The 20,188-nt window shown below is 64.4% G+C and carries 15 protein-coding genes; 12 read left to right on the top strand and 3 right to left on the bottom strand.

Going from position 1 to position 20,188, the window contains the following annotated elements; genetic code table 11:
* Window positions 1–31: 31 nt before the first annotated feature.
* Both XI02_RS15515 and XI02_RS15520 read right to left on the bottom strand, forming a co-directional pair.
* Window positions 32–1,534 (bottom strand): sensor domain-containing diguanylate cyclase, encoded by a 1,503-nt coding sequence (locus XI02_RS15515; protein WP_016845422.1) that lies wholly within the window; start codon window positions 1,532–1,534, stop codon window positions 32–34.
* 162 nt (window positions 1,535–1,696) lie between these two features.
* On the bottom strand, window positions 1,697–3,403 hold the full coding sequence (locus XI02_RS15520; RefSeq protein ID WP_172648190.1) for a methyl-accepting chemotaxis protein: 1,707 nt from the start codon (window positions 3,401–3,403) through the stop codon (window positions 1,697–1,699).
* Between the two features lie 331 nt (window positions 3,404–3,734).
* Between XI02_RS15520 and XI02_RS15525 the strand changes: the two genes are divergently transcribed.
* The 4 genes from XI02_RS15525 (at window position 3,735) to XI02_RS15540 (ending at window position 10,214) form a co-directional block, all read left to right on the top strand.
* Window positions 3,735–5,117, top strand: coding sequence for an ethanolamine ammonia-lyase subunit EutB (locus XI02_RS15525; RefSeq protein ID WP_016845411.1), 1,383 nt, complete (start codon window positions 3,735–3,737; stop codon window positions 5,115–5,117).
* A 129-nt stretch (window positions 5,118–5,246) separates the two neighbouring features.
* Window positions 5,247–6,833 (top strand): B12-binding domain-containing radical SAM protein, encoded by a 1,587-nt coding sequence (locus XI02_RS15530; protein ID WP_018270579.1) that lies wholly within the window; start codon window positions 5,247–5,249, stop codon window positions 6,831–6,833.
* Between the two features lie 4 nt (window positions 6,834–6,837).
* Entirely contained in the window at window positions 6,838–7,632 is a 795-nt protein-coding gene (gene eutC / locus XI02_RS15535) for an ethanolamine ammonia-lyase subunit EutC (protein ID WP_069276218.1), read from the top strand.
* 197 nt (window positions 7,633–7,829) lie between these two features.
* The gene (locus XI02_RS15540; protein WP_018270581.1) at window positions 7,830–10,214 is read left to right on the top strand and encodes an RND family transporter; all 2,385 of its coding nucleotides are present in this window, start codon (window positions 7,830–7,832) and stop codon (window positions 10,212–10,214) included.
* Between the two features lie 95 nt (window positions 10,215–10,309).
* On the opposite strand, the gene XI02_RS15545 is transcribed toward XI02_RS15540, so the two are convergent.
* The gene (locus XI02_RS15545; RefSeq protein ID WP_026192497.1) at window positions 10,310–10,813 is read right to left on the bottom strand and encodes a hypothetical protein; all 504 of its coding nucleotides are present in this window, start codon (window positions 10,811–10,813) and stop codon (window positions 10,310–10,312) included.
* Window positions 10,814–11,218: 405 nt separating this feature from the next.
* Between XI02_RS15545 and XI02_RS15550 the strand changes: the two genes are divergently transcribed.
* The 8 genes from XI02_RS15550 (at window position 11,219) to XI02_RS15585 (ending at window position 20,188) form a co-directional block, all read left to right on the top strand.
* A complete protein-coding gene (locus XI02_RS15550) occupies window positions 11,219–11,455 on the top strand; it encodes a hypothetical protein (RefSeq protein ID WP_026192498.1) in 237 nt (78 codons plus the stop codon).
* Window positions 11,456–11,650: 195 nt separating this feature from the next.
* Window positions 11,651–12,529: a squalene synthase HpnC gene (hpnC, locus tag XI02_RS15555; RefSeq protein ID WP_172648189.1), complete on the top strand. Its 879-nt coding sequence runs from the start codon at window positions 11,651–11,653 to the stop codon at window positions 12,527–12,529.
* Entirely contained in the window at window positions 12,526–13,362 is an 837-nt protein-coding gene (hpnD, locus tag XI02_RS15560) for a presqualene diphosphate synthase HpnD (protein WP_172648188.1), read from the top strand. The genes hpnC and hpnD overlap by 4 nt, the downstream gene beginning before the upstream one ends.
* Window positions 13,362–14,612: a hydroxysqualene dehydroxylase HpnE gene (hpnE, locus tag XI02_RS15565; RefSeq protein ID WP_172648187.1), complete on the top strand. Its 1,251-nt coding sequence runs from the start codon at window positions 13,362–13,364 to the stop codon at window positions 14,610–14,612. Before hpnD ends, hpnE begins: the two co-directional genes overlap by 1 nt.
* A gap of 160 nt (window positions 14,613–14,772) precedes the next feature.
* Entirely contained in the window at window positions 14,773–16,734 is a 1,962-nt protein-coding gene (gene shc, locus XI02_RS15570) for a squalene--hopene cyclase (protein WP_172648186.1), read from the top strand.
* A complete protein-coding gene (locus tag XI02_RS15575; protein WP_038375998.1) occupies window positions 16,731–17,489 on the top strand; it encodes a phosphorylase in 759 nt (252 codons plus the stop codon). The genes shc and XI02_RS15575 overlap by 4 nt, the downstream gene beginning before the upstream one ends.
* 357 nt (window positions 17,490–17,846) lie before the next feature.
* Complete coding sequence (locus XI02_RS15580; RefSeq protein ID WP_018270585.1) at window positions 17,847–18,491, top strand: TetR/AcrR family transcriptional regulator; 645 nt, start codon at window positions 17,847–17,849, stop codon at window positions 18,489–18,491.
* Window positions 18,488–20,188, top strand: coding sequence for an acyl-CoA dehydrogenase family protein (locus XI02_RS15585; RefSeq protein WP_172648185.1), 1,701 nt, complete (start codon window positions 18,488–18,490; stop codon window positions 20,186–20,188). Before XI02_RS15580 ends, XI02_RS15585 begins: the two co-directional genes overlap by 4 nt.

Consider the following 20,188-nt stretch of genomic DNA (forward strand, 5'->3'; position numbering starts at 1 on the left):
GGCGCGCTCGACCGCGCCAATGCGGCCGCGATCAGGCGACGTGCCGCTTGCCCGATTTGTCCCACCCGATCGGGCTGACGATGACGCGGTCGCGGCCTTCACGCTTGGCTTGATAGAGCGCGAGGTCTGCGGCCTTGAGCAGATCGCGCGACGTGCGCTCGTGGTCCGGGACGAGGCAGGACAATCCGATGCTGACGGTCGGCAACTCAGGCTCGGATTCCCGCGCAGCCGCCAGCTTCGCGCGAATCCGTTCGGCAATTTCCAGGGCGCCCGTCTTGCCGATGCCCGGCAGCAACACCGAAAATTCCTCGCCGCCATAGCGGGCACCGAGATCGGTTGCACGCTTGGCGCTGCTTGCGATGCACCGTCCCACGGTGGTGAGCACGGCGTCGCCGGCCTGATGCCCGTACGTGTCGTTGTAGATCTTGAAATGATCGACGTCGATCATCAGAAGCGACACCGGCGCCTTTGCGCGCATGCCACGGCGCCATTCGACGTCAAGGGTATCGTCGAGGCGGCGGCGGTTGGCGAGGCCTGTCAGTGCATCCGTGCTCGCGAGGTGCGCGAGCCGGTCTTCCGCGGCGGCCCGCCGCTTGAGAGCGGCCACCAGGTAGAACATCAGGACGATCGAGAAGCCGCAGAGCGCTGCAACCACGCTGCCGATCAGCCAGAGCTGTTGCCACCAGTCGGCATAGATGCCGTCGAGCGCGAGACCCTCGGCGATGAGCAGGCGATTGTGGCCGACCGCCTGGAAAACATAGAGCCGGCTGACATGGTCGACGATCGATTTCGTGATGTAGGAGCCGGATTGTCGTGCCGGAAACTGCTTGAAGACCAGAGAGTCCTTGATGCTTTGCCCGATCTTGCTGATGTCGAACGGGGCGCGCATCAGTATGACGCCATCGCTGTTGAACAGCGCCATGCTGTCGCCGAAGCCGAAGTTCAGCTTGCGAAACAGATTGTGGAAATAGCTGAGCCGCATGCTGCCCGCGACCACGCCGGCAAAGGAGCCGTCGTCATTGTTGATGCGGCGGCTGAGGCTGATCAGATATTCGCCATCCGAAGTAATCCACGGAGCACTGATGAACAGTCCGCTGTCCGCTCGCGTCTGATGCGCCCGGAAGAAGTCTCGATCGGCGAAATTTGCGGTCCGCGGCGTCAAGGTCCTGGAATCGAGCGTGACGTCCCCCGCCGCATTCAGCACGAGGATCGAGCCGAGATCCTTGGCTGTGGCGGCGCGGTCGAACAGCACGACCTGGCGAAGCTCCGGGCTGATCTTGCCGAGCTCCGGCAGCTTGACGCCGTCGGCGACCGCCTGGAGCGAGAGGTCGTAGAGGTCGATGTTGCGGTCGATCTCGCTGGCGATGGAGGCGACGAGGTTGGTCGCACCTTCCTTCGCATGCCGATAGTCCTTGCTCGCCATTTCCCAGAGAATGGATGCGCAGATCGCCGAAAAGCAGAGAACGAGGCCGATCCCGAGCGCAAGGAGCCGTTTGGTCGGCACCGCCTTCGGCTTTGGCAAAAGCCCGTTCATTGCTCTCTTCCACTTTCCCGCGCAGTGACGCTTTCTATGGAGGCATCAAATTGAGAAATGCGACCTGAAGCGGACGCAATTTGCGTCCGAGCGTTGGGAGAGTCTTAACCATCCAGATTGCCGGAGCCCTGTCGCGGGGCCTCGCAACATCGCGCGATCCGCTCAGGTTCCGGTCCGCTGCAGGCCGTCGGCCGCGTCGCTGCGCAGGTTGCGGAAGAACTGCTCGACCTCGCGCGACAGCGTCTCGGCGGTTGCGGTCAGATCGTTCGAGGCCGCGAGCACCGATTCCGCCGCCTTGCTGGTCTGGTCCATATCATCGCGGAGCGAGCCGACATTGGTAACCAGGGTCTCGTTGCCCTGGGCGGCCATCTGGGCGTTGGCGGAGATTTCGCGCGTCGCCGCGTCCTGCTGGCCGATCGCGCTCGCGATGTTCGCGGTGACGTTGCTGATCTCGCGCACCGCCTGGCCGATCTCGCGCACGGCGGCCACCGAGTTGCGGGTCGATGCCTGGATCAGGCCCACGTTCTCGCTGATCTCGGCGGTTGCCTTCGCGGTCTGGCCGGCCAGCGCCTTGACCTCGTGCGCGACGACGGCGAAGCCACGGCCGGCATCGCCGGCGCGGGCGGCTTCGATGGTGGCGTTGAGGGCGAGCAGGTTGGTCTGCTCGGCGATCGCCTGGATCAGGCTCAGCACCCCGTCGATGCGCTGGGTGGTGGCGGCAAGGCCCTCGATCTCGGTGATCGAGCGGTCGGTGCGCGCACCGGCCTGATCGACGGCGCCAGACGACTGCTTGACCTGGCGGCCGATCTCCTCGACCGAGGCGGAGAGTTCTTCGGCCGCGCCCGCCACCGCGGAGACGTTGCTCGAGGCCTGTTCGGTGGCGCCTGCCGCCGCCACCGCCCGGCCGCTGGCGTCCGACGCGACGGTTGCGATGGTCTGCGCGGTTTGACGCATCGTCGCTGCGTTGTCGTGCACCGCGCGGAGCACCTCACCGATCGTGCCACGGAACGCTTCGACGAAGGTCTCGATATGCCGACCGCGCGCGTCGCGAGCCTCGGACTCCTGTACGACCTGCGCGTTGAGGCTGCGATTGCGGTCCATCGCGTCCTGGAAGACCTTGATGGCGTGTGCCAGTGCGCCGATTTCGTCGCTGCGCCCGACATGGGGTACTTCGACATGGTCGGCGCCCTCGGCGACGCGCTTGATCGTCGTGGTGATCTGCGACAGCGGCCGGGCCACCGAGCGAGCGATGATCAGCACGCCGAGTACCACCACGATCAGGGCCGCGGCGCCGAGGCCGGTCAGCACCAGCGCCATCGTGCGGTTGGTGTCGGTCTCCCGCGCCAGCTTCTTGCTGCGCTCGGCATAGACCTTGGAGAGCGCCTCGAGATCCTTGTTCAGCGCGGTGCGCACATCGCGGTTGGCGTCGTTGTCGCCCCACTCCCGCCCGGCTGCGGCGCCGATCTCGATGCCGCGGCGTACCAGCTCTTTGCGAAAATCGATGAACTGCTCGATGCGCTTCTTGAACACCGCGAACTGGGCGGCGTCGTCGGCCTGCACCAGCATTTCCCAGTTCTTGACCACGCCGAGAATGCGTTCGTTGAACGCCAGCAGCCCGTCGCCGTATTTCTTCACCGCTGCCGGATCGGTCGACATGTAGATGCCGCGGGATTCCATCACCACGGCATAGACCAGTGAATTGACCCGCTCGACATTGAGTGCGGCACGGCTTGCAAGGTCGACGGCCTCGGTCAGCTCGGCATTACGCCGCGAATTGTATTCGGACAGGAAGGTGATGGCCGCGGTCAGCGCCGCAATCAGCGCAAACGTCGAGTACAGCCGGGCAGCAAGCGAGAATCGGGATGCCATTGGAGGCCGGGACATGGAGATGGGAGATGTGACGGGGGCGGGCATTGCGGGCACTCCAAGAGGCCGGGGAGTACCTTCGGCCGATTAAAGCTTATGCAAAATTTTCATGGACAATTTCTTAACGCGCGAGATTTGTGCAGCCGCAGCCGTTAAAATCTGTAAATAATCCCAATGCCTTATGGGCCGCTTTGAGGCTGCCGGGTGCTCGCGGCTTGCAGCCGAGCCGATGATGCGCCGCCGGCAACGGCGCCAGCATGCGGGGCGAAGCCGATGGCACGCCTTTCGCAAAGAGGTGCTAGATTGCGCTGTCCCAGCCCGCGACGAACCTCCCATGCTCTATCGTCACACCATCGACGCCACCAATTACGCATTCGACGATCTGCGCATCCTGCTTGCCAAGGCCTCGCCGCCGCGTTCAGGCGACCGCCTGGCCGGCATCGCGGCCGACAGCGCGGAGGAGATGATCGCAGCCCGGCTTGCGCTGGCCAATGTTCCGCTCAAGCAATTCCTCGATGAGCCTGTCATCCCCTACGAGGCTGACGAAGTCACCCGCCTGATCCTCGACAGCCACGACGTTGTCGGCTTTCTGCCGGTGTCGTCGCTCACCGTCGGCGGATTCCGCGACTGGCTGCTGTCGGATGCCGCCAGCGGGGAAGCGATCAAGAGGATCTCGCGCGGCATCACGCCAGAGATGGTTGCGGCGGTGTCGAAGCTGATGCGCAACCAGGATCTGATCCTGGTCGCGAAGAAATGCGAGGTGACGACCCGCTTCCGCAACACCATCGGCTTGCGCGGTCGAATGAGCACGCGGCTGCAGCCGAACCATCCTTTCGACGATCCCAAGGGCATCACCGCCTCGATTCTCGACGGGCTGCTGCTCGGATCGGGCGATGCCTGCATCGGCATCAATCCGGCGAGTGACGATCCGAACGTGATCGGCACGCTGCTGCGGCTCCTGGATGACATCATCACGCGGCTCGAGCTTCCGACGCAGGGCTGCGTGCTGACCCATGTCACGACCACGCTCGGACTGATCGGGCAGGGGGTGCCGGTCGATCTCGTGTTCCAGTCGATCGCCGGCACCGAGGCGGCCAATCGCAGTTTCGGCGTCGACCTCTCGCTGCTGCGGGAGGCCCGGGAAGCCGGGCTGTCGCTGCGCCGCGGCACGGTCGGTGACAATGTGATGTATTTCGAGACCGGGCAGGGCTCGGCGCTGTCGGCCAATGCCCATCACCAGGTTGACCAGCAGACGTGCGAGGCGCGGGCCTATGCGGTGGCACGCGCGTTCGATCCACTGCTCGTCAACAGCGTGGTCGGCTTCATCGGTCCTGAGTACCTCTATGACGGCAAGGAAATCATCCGCGCCGGGCTCGAGGACCACTTCTGCGGCAAGCTGCTCGGCCTGCCGCTCGGGATCGACGTCTGCTACACCAACCATGCGGAAGCCGATCAGGACGATATGGACAATCTCCTGACACTGCTTGCGGCCGCCGGCGTGAACTTCATCATGGGCGTGCCGGGCGCGGATGACGTCATGCTGAACTATCAGTCGACATCGTTTCACGATGCGCTCTATGTCCGCGACCTGTTCGGCCTGAAGCGGGCTCCCGAATTCGACGACTGGCTCGCGCGCGTCGGCCTTGCCGGGCAAGACTTTCGCCTCCTTGCCGACGCGGGGCGGCTGCCCGATCTCGCTGCCACGCTGCTGACCTGAGGGGGATAGCGAAATTCTGCAGAGCAACTATCTCGCCGATGTGACGTTAGTAAGTGCCACAATGTTGAAGAATTTCTGGCCCAGCGTTCCACGCCATGGTTAGATTTGCGGGTGCTTCGGGGTCGATTGATGAGAGCTGAGGGCATAAAGACAATTCGGCGTATCCTCTGCGTCTTTCCGCGCTATACGTCGTCCTTTGGGACCTTCGAGCACGCCTACCCCCTCACTGACGGCGTCAAGGCGTTCATGCCGCCGCAGGGCCTGCTGCTGATCGCCGCATACCTTCCCGAGAACTGGCCGGTGCGTTTCATCGACGAGAACCTGCGTCCGGCGACGGCGGAGGATTTCGAGTGGGCGGATGCCGTGTTCGTCAGCGGTATGCACATCCAGCGCCAGCAGATGAACGACATCTGCCGTCGCGCGCATGACCATGACCTTGTGGTCGCGATCGGCGGCCCGTCGGTCAGTGCTTGCCCGGACTACTATCCCTCATTCGACTACCTCCACGTCGGCGAGCTCGGCGATGCGACCAATGAGCTGATCAAGCGTCTGGCTGATGATACCAGCCGTCCCGACGAGCAGGTGGTGCTTAAGACCATCGACCGTCTGCCGATGACGGATTTCCCGCTGCCGGCCTATGAGCTCGCCGAAACCAAGAAGTATTTCCTCGGCAGCATCCAGTTCTCCTCGGGCTGCCCCTATCAGTGCGAGTTCTGCGACATCCCCGGGCTCTACGGCCGCAATCCGCGCCTGAAGTCGCCGCAGCAGATCATCGCCGAGCTCGACAAGCTGCGCGCGTGCGGTGCCACCGACACCGTCTATTTCGTCGACGACAATTTCATCGGCAACCGCAAGGCGGCGAGCGAACTGCTGCCGCACCTGATCGAGTGGCAGAAGCGCACCGGATATGTCACGCGCCTCGCTTGCGAGGCGACGCTCAACATCGCCAAGCGCCCCGAGATCCTGGAGAAGATGCGCGAAGCCTTCTTCGTGACCATCTTCGTCGGCATCGAGACGCCCGATCCCGACGCGCTAAAGGCCATGCACAAGGATCAGAACATGATGGTTCCGATCCTCGAGGGCGTGCGTACCATCAATTCGTTCGGCATGGAGGTCGTCTCCGGCATCATCATGGGGCTCGATACCGACAAGCCCCAGACCGGCGACGCGTTGCTCTCCTTCGTCGAGGAGTCGCGGATTCCGCTGCTCACCATCAACCTGCTGCAGGCGCTGCCGAAGACGCCATTGTGGGATCGGCTCGAAAAAGCCGGGCGTCTGATCGATGACGAGGGCCGCGACTCCAATGTCGAGTTCCTGCTGCCCTATGAGGACGTGGTCAGCTCCTGGCGCAAATGCATGGAAGTTGCCTACGAGCCGAATAAGCTGTTCGCGCGCTATTTGCATCAATGCAACTACACCTATGCCAATCGCATCAAGGTGCCGGTCAGCCCGGAAATGAAGAGCTGGGCCAACATCCGGCGCGGCCTGATCATGCTCCGCAACATCTTCTGGAAGGTCGGCGTGCTCGGCGACTACAAGCGCGTGTTCTGGAGGTTTGCGCTCGGCCGGCTCAAGCGCGGCGACATCGAGGGGTTGATCTCGGCGACGCTGGTTGCGCATCATTTGATCACCTTTGCGCGTGCAGCCTCCAGCGGCCGGCAGAACGCCTCGAACTACTCGATCCGGCTGCGCGAGGCTTCCGTCCCCGCCGAATAACAGCATGACGACACCGCCGGCGCCCTTGTCCCCCTCGCTTGCCGATCTGCGCGAGCTCACACCGGCGCGCGTCGGTCTCGGCCGGTCCGGGGCCAGCCTGCCGACCGATGCGCTGCTGTCGTTCACGCTCGACCATGCCCGCGCCCGCGACGCCGTCCACGCCGCCTTTGACGTCAGCGGGATTGCGGCCGGTCTTGCCGGCCTCGGCATCACCCCGCTTGAGGTGTCGAGCCAGGCGCACAGCCGGCGCGACTATCTGCGGCGGCCCGATCTCGGGCGCATGCTGGATTCCGATTCGCGGCGCTCGGTCGAGAGCAGCGGCATCGCCGCATGCCCCTGCGCCATCGTGATCGGTGACGGCCTGTCGCCGACGGCGGTCAATGTGCATGCCGTCGAATTGATCCGGCATCTCGTGCCGCGCCTTGCGGCCGACAACATCGACGCCGGCGCGGTGATCGCAGCGTCCGGCGCGCGGGTCGCGCTCGGGGACGAGATCGGCGCCATCATCGGCGCGCGCATGCTGGTGATGCTGATCGGCGAACGGCCCGGGCTGTCCGCACCCGACAGCCTGGGCGCCTATCTCACCTTCGCGCCGCGAATCGGCCTCACCGACGCCGACCGCAACTGCATCTCCAACATCCACCACGCCGGACTGAGCTATGCGGAAGCCGCATTCAGGATTTCGTGGCTTGTGCGCGAGGGCCTGGCACGCCAGATCACAGGGGTCGCGTTGAAAGATGAAAGCGGCGGTGGATCGTCGAAGAATGCGCTACCAGGGTGTGACAAATCAGATACTTAATGGCTGATATCGGCGGTTCCCCGTCGATTTGCCTCGCCCCTCGCGCTTGCGAGCAACGGGGTGGGCAGGTAAAACCGGCGCCGGTCAATATTCGCGTGTTTTCAAGGACTAGCGCCGATCAGTTGCGCTCACCCGCCTCATTCGCGCCCCTAGACCCAAGCTAGACAGATTGAGCCGTTTTCAGAACTGGACAGGGCATGCTCGAAAAGAATTCCGAAAGTCAGGTCCACGTCGAGAAGATCGAAGAGCCGCGGTCGGGCCTCAGCATCGCGTTCGGGATCGAGCGTCTCGGCCTGATCCCGATGCGGGCGCCGATCCTGTCCTGCGTCGTCCTCGTTCTGTTGCTGATCGGCGCGGTGTTCGGCGTGCACCGGATCAAGATCGACGACTCGCTGTCGCAGCTGTTCCGCTCCGACTCCAAGGACTACAAGCAATATGAGGCGGTGACCAAGCGCTTCCCGGCGACCGAGTTCGACGTCCTCGTCGTGGTCGAAGGCAAGACGCTGCTCGCCCGCGACAATCTCGAAAAGCTGCGCGACATGGTCACCGACCTGCAGCTCGTCGAGGGCGTGCGCGGCCTGGTGTCGCTGTTCTCCGCGCGCCAGGCGCCGGAGCCCGGCAAGCTGCCGGCGGCGCTGTTCCCGAATGAACTTCCCGAGGGTGCGGCCTACGACAAGTTCGTCGAGACCGTCAAAAGCAACGAGATCATCCGCGGCAAGCTGCTGTCGGAGGACGGCACGCTCGCGCTGATCGTGCTGTCGCTCGAGCCCGAAGTGGTCGGCAGCAACAAGCTCAGCAAGGTGGTCGGCGACATCAGGAAGATCATGGCCGACGATCTCGGCGGCAGCGGGCTCAATGCCCAGCTGTCCGGCGTGCCGGTCATGCAGCTCGAGATCCGCAACGCGGTCGAGCGCGACGGCCTGACCTACAACATCCTCGGCATCCTCGCCGGCTGCATCATCGCCATCATCTTCTTCCGCAAGATATCCTTCATGGTGGCGGCGGCGTTCCCGCCGATGATCGCGATCCTGCTCGCGCTCGGCGGCCTCGGCTGGGCCAATTTCAATCTCAACATGTTCCTCAACGTGATGACGCCGCTCATCATGGTGATCAGCTTCTCCGACTCGATGCAGCTGACATTCGCGGCGCGCGACCGGCTGATCGCGGGGCAGGACAAGTTCACCGCGTTCAAGAATGCGGTGCTGGTAGTCGGACCGGCCTGCGTGCTGACGCACGGCACGGCCGGAATTTCCTTCATCGCGCTGCAGTTTTCGGATTCCGACCTGATCCGCAAGTTCGGCGAGGCCGGGCTTGCGGCGACCATCATCGCACTGATCGCGGTGCTGTCGCTGGTGCCGGTGTTCGGCGTCCTGTTCGTGCGCAACGAGAAGATCTTTGCGGTCAAGTTCCAGAGCGCGGATGCCGGCGTGCAGGCGCTGCGCAATTTCTGCTATTGGATCGCGGTGCGCATGGTCGGCCGTCCCGGGCTGTTCAGCCTGCTGGCGCTGATCGTGGTCGGCGGCCTCGGCATCATCTACGCCAATCTCGAGCCGCGCTACCGGCTCGCCGATCAGGTGCCGGACAAGCGGCAGGCGGTGGCGGCGTCGAGCCGGCTCGACGCCAAGCTGACCGGCGCCAATCCGGTCGATGTGCTGATCGAATTCCCCAAGGGACAATCGCTATACTCGCCGGAGACCTTGAAGACGATTGCCGATGTCCATGCGATGGTCGAGGACTCTGCCGGCGTCGGCAACGTCTGGTCGCTGGAGACCTTGCGGCGCTGGCTCGCCGAAAAGGCCGGCAGCAATGATGTCGCGACGCTGAAGGAATATGTCGACCTGATCCCTGAACACCTGGTGCGCCGGTTCATCGACAAGAATCAGGATGCTGTCGTGGTGTCGGGCCGCGTCCCGGATGTGGACTCGAGCCAGTTGCTTCCGGTGGTGAACAAACTCGATCATTCGCTAGACAAGGTGCGCGCCGAGCATCCCGGCTACGAGATCGCGGTCACGGGTCTGTCGGTGATTGCCGCACGCAACAGCGCCAGCATGATCGAGAAGCTCAACCACGGCCTCACCATCGAATTCCTGCTGGTCGCGATCTTCATCGGGCTCGCGTTCCGCTCGATCGTGGTGATGTTCTCTTGCATCCTGCCGGGCATCTTCCCGGTGGTGCTGTCGGGCACCGTGCTGTGGCTGCTCGGGGAGGGGCTGCAATTCGCCAGCGTTGTGGCTTTGACGGTGTCATTCGGCCTCGGCCTCAGCGCCACCATCCACTTCCTCAATCGCCTGCGGCTCGAGACCAAGCCGGGTGTCACGCCGGAACTTGCGGTGGAGCGCGCCACCGTCCTGGTCGGCCCTGCGCTGATCCTGACCACGGTGGTGCTGGCCTGCGGCCTCGTCGTCACCGTGTTCTCAGACCTGCCGTCGCTGCGCCTGTTCGGCTGGCTCAGCGCATTCTCGATGGTCGCAGCCTTGGTCGCGGACCTCTTCATCCTGCGGCCGACCTCGATGTTCCTGATCAATCTGTCGCAAAAGCTCCGCGGCAGGGGCGGCCAGCCTGCGCCGATCGAAAAGGCCTGATCGACGAGCAATCAAAGAGCCGCAGCAAAAAGGCCCGGTTCCGAAGCGTTCGGAACCGGGCCGTTGTGTCTTGTGGGCGCAATCGGCCGGGAGCGTCAGCTCTTCGTCATCGTGATCGAGACGCCGCGAATCTCGCCCTTGGAGTCGATCTGTACGACCTGCTTGGAGCCGTTGGTCTGCAGGTTCAGGTTCGCGGCAAAGCCGGACGCCTCGACGAACACGTCGATCCGCCCGCCGCCCGCGGTGCCCTGCAGATTGCCGAAGATGTTGCGGCTCGCCTCGCTCCAGTTGCCGGAGATCCGGTCGCCCTGGCTGGTGACGTCGCTGGAGAGGTCGAACTTGTAGCTGTCGCTGGCGCAATGCAGGGACTGTTTAAGGCTCATGCCCGATGGCGCGACCTTGTAATCCGCCTTGCAACGAATCCGTTCAGTCGTGCCGTTGGACAGCGCCACCGTGCCCGTTCCGGTCCACGAGCCGGCAAAACCGGCAAACGGCCCGCTGGCCTGGGCGTGGACGGCAGAGGCAGAGAGCATCAGTGCGGCGCCGACGCCCACAGCCCTGAGAGCCTGACCATAAAGGCTGGAACCAAACAGTTTCATTGTGAATTTTCCCATCAAAATCAACGCTTCCTACGCAAGAAAACGTCTCGCCGCATCGAAGGTTTAGTGTCACCGAAGAATGTTAGGTTCAAACGACAGAAACGGCGCGCGGCGCCGATATTGTCATCGAACAGAATCAGAAACCGTCGGCTTCGTGACGGCATCTAGCTTTGCGCAACTGCTGTCCGCAATAGCCGAGCGCGACAAAGTGATGGCACGAATCGTCATTGCGAATCAATAACTTATGTAGGGGTTTACAGCGCCGCAAATTTAGCCGCATTTAACGGTGCTTGTCGTCAATCCGTTGCCGCGATACGTGGCGTCTGCAATCCCCAAAATCCGTCCCGGCCGTGCCGAAGCGCTTTTCGGGAACAGATTTTCTGCTGTCGGAAATGAAGGAATACGATGCGTAAATTTCTCTTGGCTCTTGCCCTGTTGTCGATCCCGCTCTCGTCCGGCGCCTTCGCCCAGCAGCAGACGCGCGGGACACCCGATGAGCAGAAGGCCTGCACGCGCGACGTGCAGCGTCACTGCCGCGCCGTGATCGATCAGGGCGATTTCACCATTCTCGCCTGCCTGCAGCAGAACCGCACCAAGATCAGCGCCGCCTGCGACCAGGTGCTGAAGACCCACGGCCAGTAAGGCCGCTTCAGGTCCCATGGACCGCTGCAAGGCCCGTGCTCGGCATCTGTGCCGGCCACGGGCTTGGTATGCTGGCGGTCACAGACAGCATTGGTTTTGGTGGCGTATTCCCCTATATGGGGCTCGCAAATCCCCCCGCATGCGCTGACCTCTCGCGCCTGCGTCGTGCCATGACCAGTGTAGCCCAAATTTCCCATGACCACCGCGAGCGACCTGCGATCCGGAAAGACCCACCGCGACGAGAATTTTCCGGTCGCGTCGTGGATCATTCATCCGCGGCATCGTGCCCTGATCCTGGCCTTCTATAATTTCGTCCGCACCGCCGACGATATTGCCGATCACGCCACGCTGCCCTCCGAGGAGAAGCTGCGCTACCTCGACCTCATGGAGGCCGAGCTGCTTGGCAATGGCGACACCCAGAAGGAAGCGGTCAATCTGCGCCGCGCCTTTGCCGAGCGCAGCATGCCGCCGCGGCACGCGCTCGACGTGCTGGTGGCGTTCCGCCTCGACGTCACCAAGCTGCGCTACGAGAACTGGGACGACGTGATCGATTATTGCCGGTACTCGGCGATGCCGGTCGGGCGGTTCATGCTCGACGTGCACGGCGAGGATACCTCGACCTGGGCGGCGTCGGACGCGCTCTGCGCCGGGTTGCAGATCAACAACCATCTGCAGGACTGCGGCAAGGACTACCGCAACCTGAACCGTGTCTATTTGCCGCGCGATGCCCTGGCCGCCGCGAGCGCGACCGTCGAGATGCTCGGCGAGGCGAAGTCGCAGCCGGCCCTGCTCAAATGCCTGCAGGCGCTCGCGGTGCGCACCGAGGCGCTGCTCGACCAGAGCAAGTCGCTCGCCGCGGAGGTGAAGGATTTCAGGCTGGGGCTCGAGATTTCCGTGATCCAGGCGTTCGCCGACAAGATCGTCAACATGCTGAAGGTGCGCGATCCGCTCAGCGAGCGCGTGCATCTGAGCCCGGTCGAATTGCTGCTGCAGAGCCTCGGCGGCGTCGCCGGCGAGACGGCGCGGCGTGCGACCGGACGGCGCGCGGTCTCCAAGACGGCGGCGGGCGCATGAGCGCAGAGGCGGCTGCCAACGCAAATTACGGAAGCACCGCGTCGGGCAGTTCGTTCTATGCCGCGATGCGCATCCTGCCGCACGCGCAGCGCGAGGCGATGTTCCAGATCTACAGCTTCTGCCGGCAGGTCGACGACATCGCCGATTCCGACGGCCCGAGGCCGGAGCGGCTGGCCGCGCTGCAGCAGTGGCGCGACGATATCGACGCGCTCTATGAGGGACGTCCGCCGGAGCGCCTGAAGGACTATGTCGGATCGGTGAAGACCTTCGGCCTGAAGCGCGAGGATTTCGTCGCGATCGTCGACGGCATGGAAATGGACGTGCCGCAGGATATCCGCGCGCCGGATCTTGCGACGCTCGATTTGTATTGCGATCGCGTCGCGAGCGCGGTCGGCCGATTGTCGGTGCGCGTATTCGGTCTGCCCGAGGACGATGGCATCCAGCTCGCGTACCACCTCGGCCGCGCGCTGCAGCTCACCAATATCCTGCGCGACATCGACGAGGATGCCGGTCTCGGCCGGCTCTATCTACCGCGCGAATGGCTCTGGCACGCCGGCATCACCAACAACGATCCGGCCCGCGTCACCGCCGACCGCGCGCTGCCTAAAGTGTGCGCGCCGCTGGCCGAGCGGGCCAGGATGCATTTCCAGAAATCCGACGAGATCATGAAGCGCAATTCGCGCCGCGCCGTGCGCGCGCCGCGGATCATGTCGAAATACTACCGCGCGATTCTCGATCTCCTGATCGCGCGCGGCTTCACCGCCCCGCGTGCGCCGGTACGTGTGTCCAAGGCCGCCAAGATCGGCATCCTTCTTCGTTACGCGATCATCTGATGCAAAAGACCGTTCATATCATCGGTGCCGGCATTTCCGGCCTCTCCGCGGCCGTGCGCCTCGCCAATGGCGGCTACAAGGTGTTCGTCCATGAGGCGACCCAGCAGGCCGGCGGCCGCTGCCGCTCCTATTTCGACGCCGCCACCAATCTCACCATCGACAATGGCAACCATCTGCTGCTGTCGGGCAATCGCCATGCGTTGAGCTACGCGCGCGCGATCGGCACCGAGGCCGGCCTCGTCGGGCCAGCGCGCGCGCAATTTCCGTTCGTCGATCTTGCCAGCGGCCAGCGCTGGCAGCTCGACCTCGGCGATTCCCGCCTGCCGCTGTGGGTGTTCGACGAGGCGCGCCGCGTTCCCGATACGACCCTGCGCGACTATCTCGCCTTGGCGCCGCTGGCCTGGGCCGGCACCGGGGCGCTGGTCGGCAACACCATTCCCTGCAAGGGCACGCTGTATGACCGCCTGGTGCAGCCGCTGCTGCTCGCCGCGCTGAACGTCGATCCGCCGGAGGGCTCGGCCGGGCTCGCCGGCGCCATCGTGCGCGAGACGCTGCTCGCGGGCGGGCAGGCCTGCCGTCCGCTGATCGCGCGCGACGGCCTAAGTTCGGTCCTGATCGAGCCGGCCGTGAAGCTGCTGCAGGAGAGGGGCCACAGCGTTCAGTTCAGTCACGAATTGCGTGCGCTCGGCATGGCAAATGATCGCATCAGTGAGCTTGATTTTGGCAATGGCGACAAGATCGCGCTGGGAGCCGACGATGCGGTCGTGCTCGCCGTGCCGCCGCGCGCTGCGGCATCCCTGCTGCCCGGCCTGAAAACCCCGACCAAATTCCGCGCCATCGTGAATGCGCATTTCCGCGTCGATCCGCCGCGCGACGCCGCGCCCATTCTCGGCGTGGTCGGCGGCCTCGTGGAGTGGCTGTTCGCGTTCCCGCAACGGATGTCAGTGACGATCAGCAATGGCGACCGCCTGGTCGACATGCCGCGCGAGGAGCTCGCGCAGGCGATCTGGCAGGATATCTGCGAGGCGTCGGGCGTTTCCGGCGACCTGCCGCCGTGGCAGATCGTGCGCGAGCGCCGTGCCACATTTGAGGCAACGCCGGAGCAGAATGCCCTGCGTCCGGGGCCCACGACGGCGCAAAAAAACCTGTTCCTTGCCGGCGACTGGACTGCTACCGGGTTGCCGGCAACCATCGAGGGATCGGTGCGATCGGGGGATCGCGCCGCCGATCTGGTTCTGGCCAGACGCTAGATTCGACCTGTTGGCGCGCTTTCGAGCGAAGTGGTTACCGGTTCGCGTGAAGAAAACGCGACCAAGCAAACGAGAGCATGATCCGAAGCAATCGGATCATGCTCTGGAGCGGCCGCGGCTTTCGATCAGCCGGCCCGCGATGAAGAGGATATCGAGCGAAATGCTTGCGAGAGATCACAGCGTTGCAGTCGATCCGGTCGCGCTGGAGAAGAGCATCTCCAAGGCAACCGAAGCGCTGCTCGGCTACCGCCAGTCCGACGGACATTGGGTGTTCGAGCTCGAGGCCGACAGCACCATTCCGGCCGAGTACATCCTGCTGCGTCACTATCTGGCCGAGCCGATCGATGCCGGGCTGGAGGCCAAGATCGGCAACTATCTGCGCCGCGTCCAGGGCGCGCATGGCGGCTGGCCGCTGGTGCATGACGGCCCGTTCGACATGAGCGCCAGCGTGAAGTCCTACTTCGCGCTGAAGATGATCGGCGATTCCGTCGACGCGCCGCACATGGTGCGGGCGCGCGAGGCGATCCGTTCGCGCGGCGGTGCTTCGGGCAGCAACGTGTTCACGCGCTTCCTGCTTGCGCTCTATGGCGTCGTGACCTGGCGCGCGACGCCGGTGCTGCCGATCGAGATCATGCTGCTGCCGATGTGGTCGCCGTTCCACATCAACAAGATCTCCTACTGGGCGCGCACCACCATGGTGCCGCTGATGGTGCTTGCCGCGCTGAAGCCGTGTGCGAAGAATCCGAAAGGCGTCGGCATCGACGAGCTCTTCCTGGAGGATCCGAAATCGGTCCGCATGGCGCCGAAGGCGCCGCATCAGAGCCCGAGCTGGTTCTATCTGTTCCGCTCGCTCGACGCCGTGCTGCGGGTGATCGAGCCGATGTTTCCGAAGCGCCTGCGCCAGCGCGCGATCGATGCCGCGCTCGCCTTCACCGAAGAGCGGCTGAACGGCGAAGACGGCATGGGCGCGATTTATCCGCCGATGGCCAACATCGTCATGATGTACGAGGCCCTCGGCAAGGACGAGAGTTTCCCGCCGCGCGCCATCACCCGCCGCGGCATCGACAAGCTGCTCGTGGTCGGCGAACACGAGGCCTATTGCCAGCCCTGCGTCTCGCCGGTGTGGGACACCGCGCTGGCCAGTCATGCGCTGCAGGAAGCGGGCGGCGACGACACCCTGGCCAAGGCCAAGCAGGGCCTCGACTGGCTGAAGCCGCGCCAGGTGCTGGAGCTGAAGGGCGATTGGGCGGTCAAGGCGCCGGACGTCCGCCCGGGCGGCTGGGCGTTCCAGTACAACAACGACCACTATCCCGATCTCGACGACACCGCGGTGGTCGTGATGGCGATGGACCGCGTGCGGCGCCACACCGGAACCAGGGAATATGACGAGGCCATCGCGCGCGGCCGCGAGTGGATCGAGGGGCTGCAGAGCCGCGACGGCGGCTGGGCCGCGTTCGACGTCAACAACCTCGAATATTACCTCAACAACATCCCGTTCTCCGATCACGGCGCATTGCTCGATCCGCCGACCGAGGATGTCACCGCGCGCTGCATCTCGATGCTGGGCCAGCTCGGCGAGACCGCCGAGAGCAACAGGGCGATGGCTGACGGCGTCGCCTATCTGCGGCGCACCCAGCTTGCCGAGGGCTCCTGGTACGGCCGTTGGGGTCTGAACTACATCTACGGCACCTGGTCGGTGCTGTCGGCCCTAAATGTCGCAGGGGTCGATCGCAACGACCCGATGATTCGGAAAGCGGTCGACTGGTTGGCGTCAGTCCAGAATCAGGACGGCGGCTGGGGCGAGGACGCCGTCAGTTACCGGCTGGATTACAAGGGTTATGAAGTTGCGCCTTCGACCTCCTCGCAAACGGCATGGGCTTTGCTTGGATTGATGGCGGCCGGAGAGGTCGAAAATCCCGCTGTTGCGCGGGGGGTGGAGTACCTAAAGGCAACACAGACGGAAAAAGGGCTGTGGGACGAGCAGCGATACACAGCTACGGGGTTTCCGCGGGTATTTTACTTGCGATATCATGGCTACTCGAAGTTCTTTCCGCTCTGGGCGCTGGCGCGGTATCGAAATTTGAGAAGCACCAATAGCAGGGTGGTAGGGGTCGGGATGTGATTGTTGAGGCGGGGGCCGCCGAGACCGTGGGCAGTAGAATTGATCCTCGGCCGGTATTGATTGTGACTGGATTGGTGCAGGAGGCCCGCATCGCGGCAGGCCCCGGCATGATCGTAATCTGCAGTTCGAGCGATCCGCAGCAGCTGCGTGAGTTGCTGGCGACGCTGGATCCGACCACCTTCCGTGGCGTGATTTCGTTCGGCGTGGCCGGCGGGCTCGACCCATCGCTCAAGTCGGGCGACGTCGTGGTCGCGACCGAGGTGATGTCGGGCGATACCCGTTTCCTGGCCGCATCCGCGCTGAACGAAGAGATGATCGCCAGTGCCGCACTGAAGCGGCGCAGGATCGTCCGCGGCGGTCTCGCTGGCGTGGAAGAGGTGATCGCGGCGAAGGCCTGCAAGGCCGCTCTGCGCTCGATGACCGGCGCAGCCGCGGTCGACATGGAGAGCCATATCGCGGCGGCCTATGCCGCCAAAGCCGGCATTCCGTTCGCCGCGTTGCGCGTAATCAGCGATCCCGCGCACCGGGCGCTACCGGAACTTGCGAAATCCGCGGTGAAGCCGAACGGCGACATCGACCTGCGCAAGGTGCTGCGCGGCATCGCCCGCAACCCGCGGACGCTGCGCGCGCTGGTGTCGACCGGAATTGACTTTAACCGCGCGCTGCGCTCGCTGCGCAGCTGCCGCGGCTTCCTGCTCGGCAACGAGGTGTTGATGCCGGTGGAAGACGTTCTGATCACGGCGAAGGCGGCCTGATCCGCTGCGCCGGTCCGGGACCGGGTTTCTCCCCGCATCAAGCTCAACACTAAGGCCCGGTCGCATCGCGATCGGGCCTTTTGTTTTGATGCCTGAAGGTTTCGCCTGATGCCACGCTGTTCCGGTCCCGCGCGCTCAGTGGGACGTGCGCGTCGGCTGTGCGGTAAGACCCAGCGTATCCCTGTTCCTCGCGCCCCTGCGTCGCGCCGCAGCCTCTGACGGCCGCCGGCAGCGTGTCGGCGCCCCCCCCCCCCGGAACGGCCCTGCGGCCGGAGGGCGCTTTGGTCGATGCTTGACAGGCAGGGCTATTCATCCGAGGATGAATTATGATCCTTAATTCATGAATTACGGTTCACTATGGCAATCGCTGCCGTTCGCCTCAACCAACTGGTCGAAACCAAAGCGCGCATTCTCGATGCCGCCAGGGAGGCCGTGGCGCTGAGTGGCTGGAAGGACGCCCAGATCGCCCTGATCGCCTCGCGGGCGGGCGTGGCCACGGGCAGCGTGTATCGCTACTTCGACTCCAAGGCGGACCTGTACGCGCAGGTGCTCGCCCTGGTGTCCGAGCGCGAGGTGGCCGTGGTCGCCGCGATCGTCGAGGCGGAAGGATCTGCATCCCAGTGCCTGGTCGACGCAATCTACACTTTCGCGGTCCGGGCGATGCGCGGACGCCGCCTGGCCTACGCGTTGATCGCCGAACCCTGCGAACCCGAGATCGACGCGGCGCGCCTGAAATACCGGGCGGCCCTGGCCGATCAGATCGCAAGGCTGGTCCGGCGCGGCATCGCCGGCGGTGAGTTCGTCGAGATCGACGCGAACGTCGCGGCATCCTGCGTGACCGGCGCCTTCATGGAGGCGCTGGTTGGTCCCCTTGCACCCGAAGCGGCCCCGGATTCCGATGCGGCGAAGGCGATCGCACAGTCGATCGCAGGGCTTTCCGCGCGCATGCTGTTTCGCCACGCCACGCCTGAACTCACCCCTGTATCGCGAGTCTCCGCATGAACGCGCGCGTCCAGCCGGTTGCCGTCGCCGAAGCGCAAGCCGCTCCGTTTGCGACCCATGAAGTGCGCAATCAGGCGCGGCCGGCGCTCGGCTTCAATGCGTTCGATGACGACCGCGCGCTGAGTGGCCTGATCGCAACGATCGCGCCGTGGGCGACAGACAAGCTTTCCGCGCTAGGCGCCCATGCAGGCAGCGAATCCGTGCAGGAGGCGGCACGGCTGGCCAACGAGCACGAACCGACGCTCTTGACCCATGACCGGTATGGCAACCGCAATGATTGGGTCGAATTTCACCCGGCCTGGCATGAATTGATGGCGCTGGCGTTCCGGAGCGAGGTGCATAGCCTCGCCTGGTCGACGCCCGAACCACACGGCCATCTGGCGCGCGCGGCGCTGAGCTATCTCTGGAATCAGATCGAGAACGGCGTCGGCTGCCCCACCGGGATGGCGTACGCCGCGATCGCCGGATTCTCAGGCAAGCCGCAATTCAATTTGTGGCGGGAGCGAACGCTGGTGGCGGACTACGATCCGCGGCGGCTTCCGATCGAGGCCAAGCGTGCGGCGGTCATCGGCTATGCGATGACCGAGAAGCAGGGCGGCTCCGATCTGCGCGAGACCCAGACCACCGCGCGCTTCGTCGAGCGGGGTGCGCATGGCGAGATCTATGCGATCACCGGCCACAAATGGTTCTTCTCGGTGCCGGTGGCCGACGGATTCTACACGCTGGCGCGCACCCAGTCCGGCGTCAGTTGCCTGTTCGTGCCGCGTCTGCTGCCCGACGGCAGCGCCAACCGCATCCACATTCAGCGTCTGAAGGACAAATGCGGCAACCGCTCGAACGCGTCGAGCGAGATCGAATACCACGATACGTGGTCGATCCTGGTTGGCGAAGAGGGGCGCGGCATCGCGGAAATCCTTTCGCATGCCCATCTGACGCGGCTGGATTTCGCGGTCGGCTCCGCCGGGCTGATGCGCCAGGCGCTGAGCCTCGCCCTCAACCATGCGCAAACGCGAACCGCGTTTGGCAAGCCGATGTCCGAGCTCCCGATGCAGCGCAATGTGCTCGCCGACCTCGCGCTCGAGAGCGAGGCGGCGATGCTCGGCGCATTTCGGGTCGCGCGTGCGACCGACGGCCTGCAAACAAGCGAACACGAGCGATTGCTGGCGCGGGTCGCGACACCCGTGATGAAGTTCTGGAATTGCCAGCGGGCGCCGGCCTTCACCTATGAATGCCTGCAGGTGCATGGCGGCAACGGCTTTATCATGGAGAATCCGATGGCCCGGCTCTATCGCGAGGCGCCGCTGAATTCGATCTGGGAAGGCACCTCGAACATGATGTGCATGGACGTCCTGCGCGCCATGCAACGCGATGCGAATTGCCGGGATGCGTTCGTCGACGAGTTGCGTGCGAGCAGGGGCCTCAATCCGGTCTATGACCGAAGCACGGATGACCTCGCCGATCGATTGCGTGCAAAATATCCGGACGACGGGCACGCAAGAGCGCTCGTCACCCGCATGGCGCATGCGCTGCAGGCTGCCGAGATGCTGAGACATGGCGACGCCGCTGCTGCCGATCTGTTCGTGAAATCCAGGCTTGGCGCGGACGGGATGCATGTATTCGGCGGGCTTCCACCGTCGGAAGGCCTCAGCCGTATCGTCGCGCGCGCCTCCGTCATCCGACACCAAGGGCCCCAGTAA

Source organism: Bradyrhizobium sp. CCBAU 21365, assembly GCF_015291305.1.
GTDB lineage: Bacteria > Pseudomonadota > Alphaproteobacteria > Rhizobiales > Xanthobacteraceae > Bradyrhizobium > Bradyrhizobium elkanii.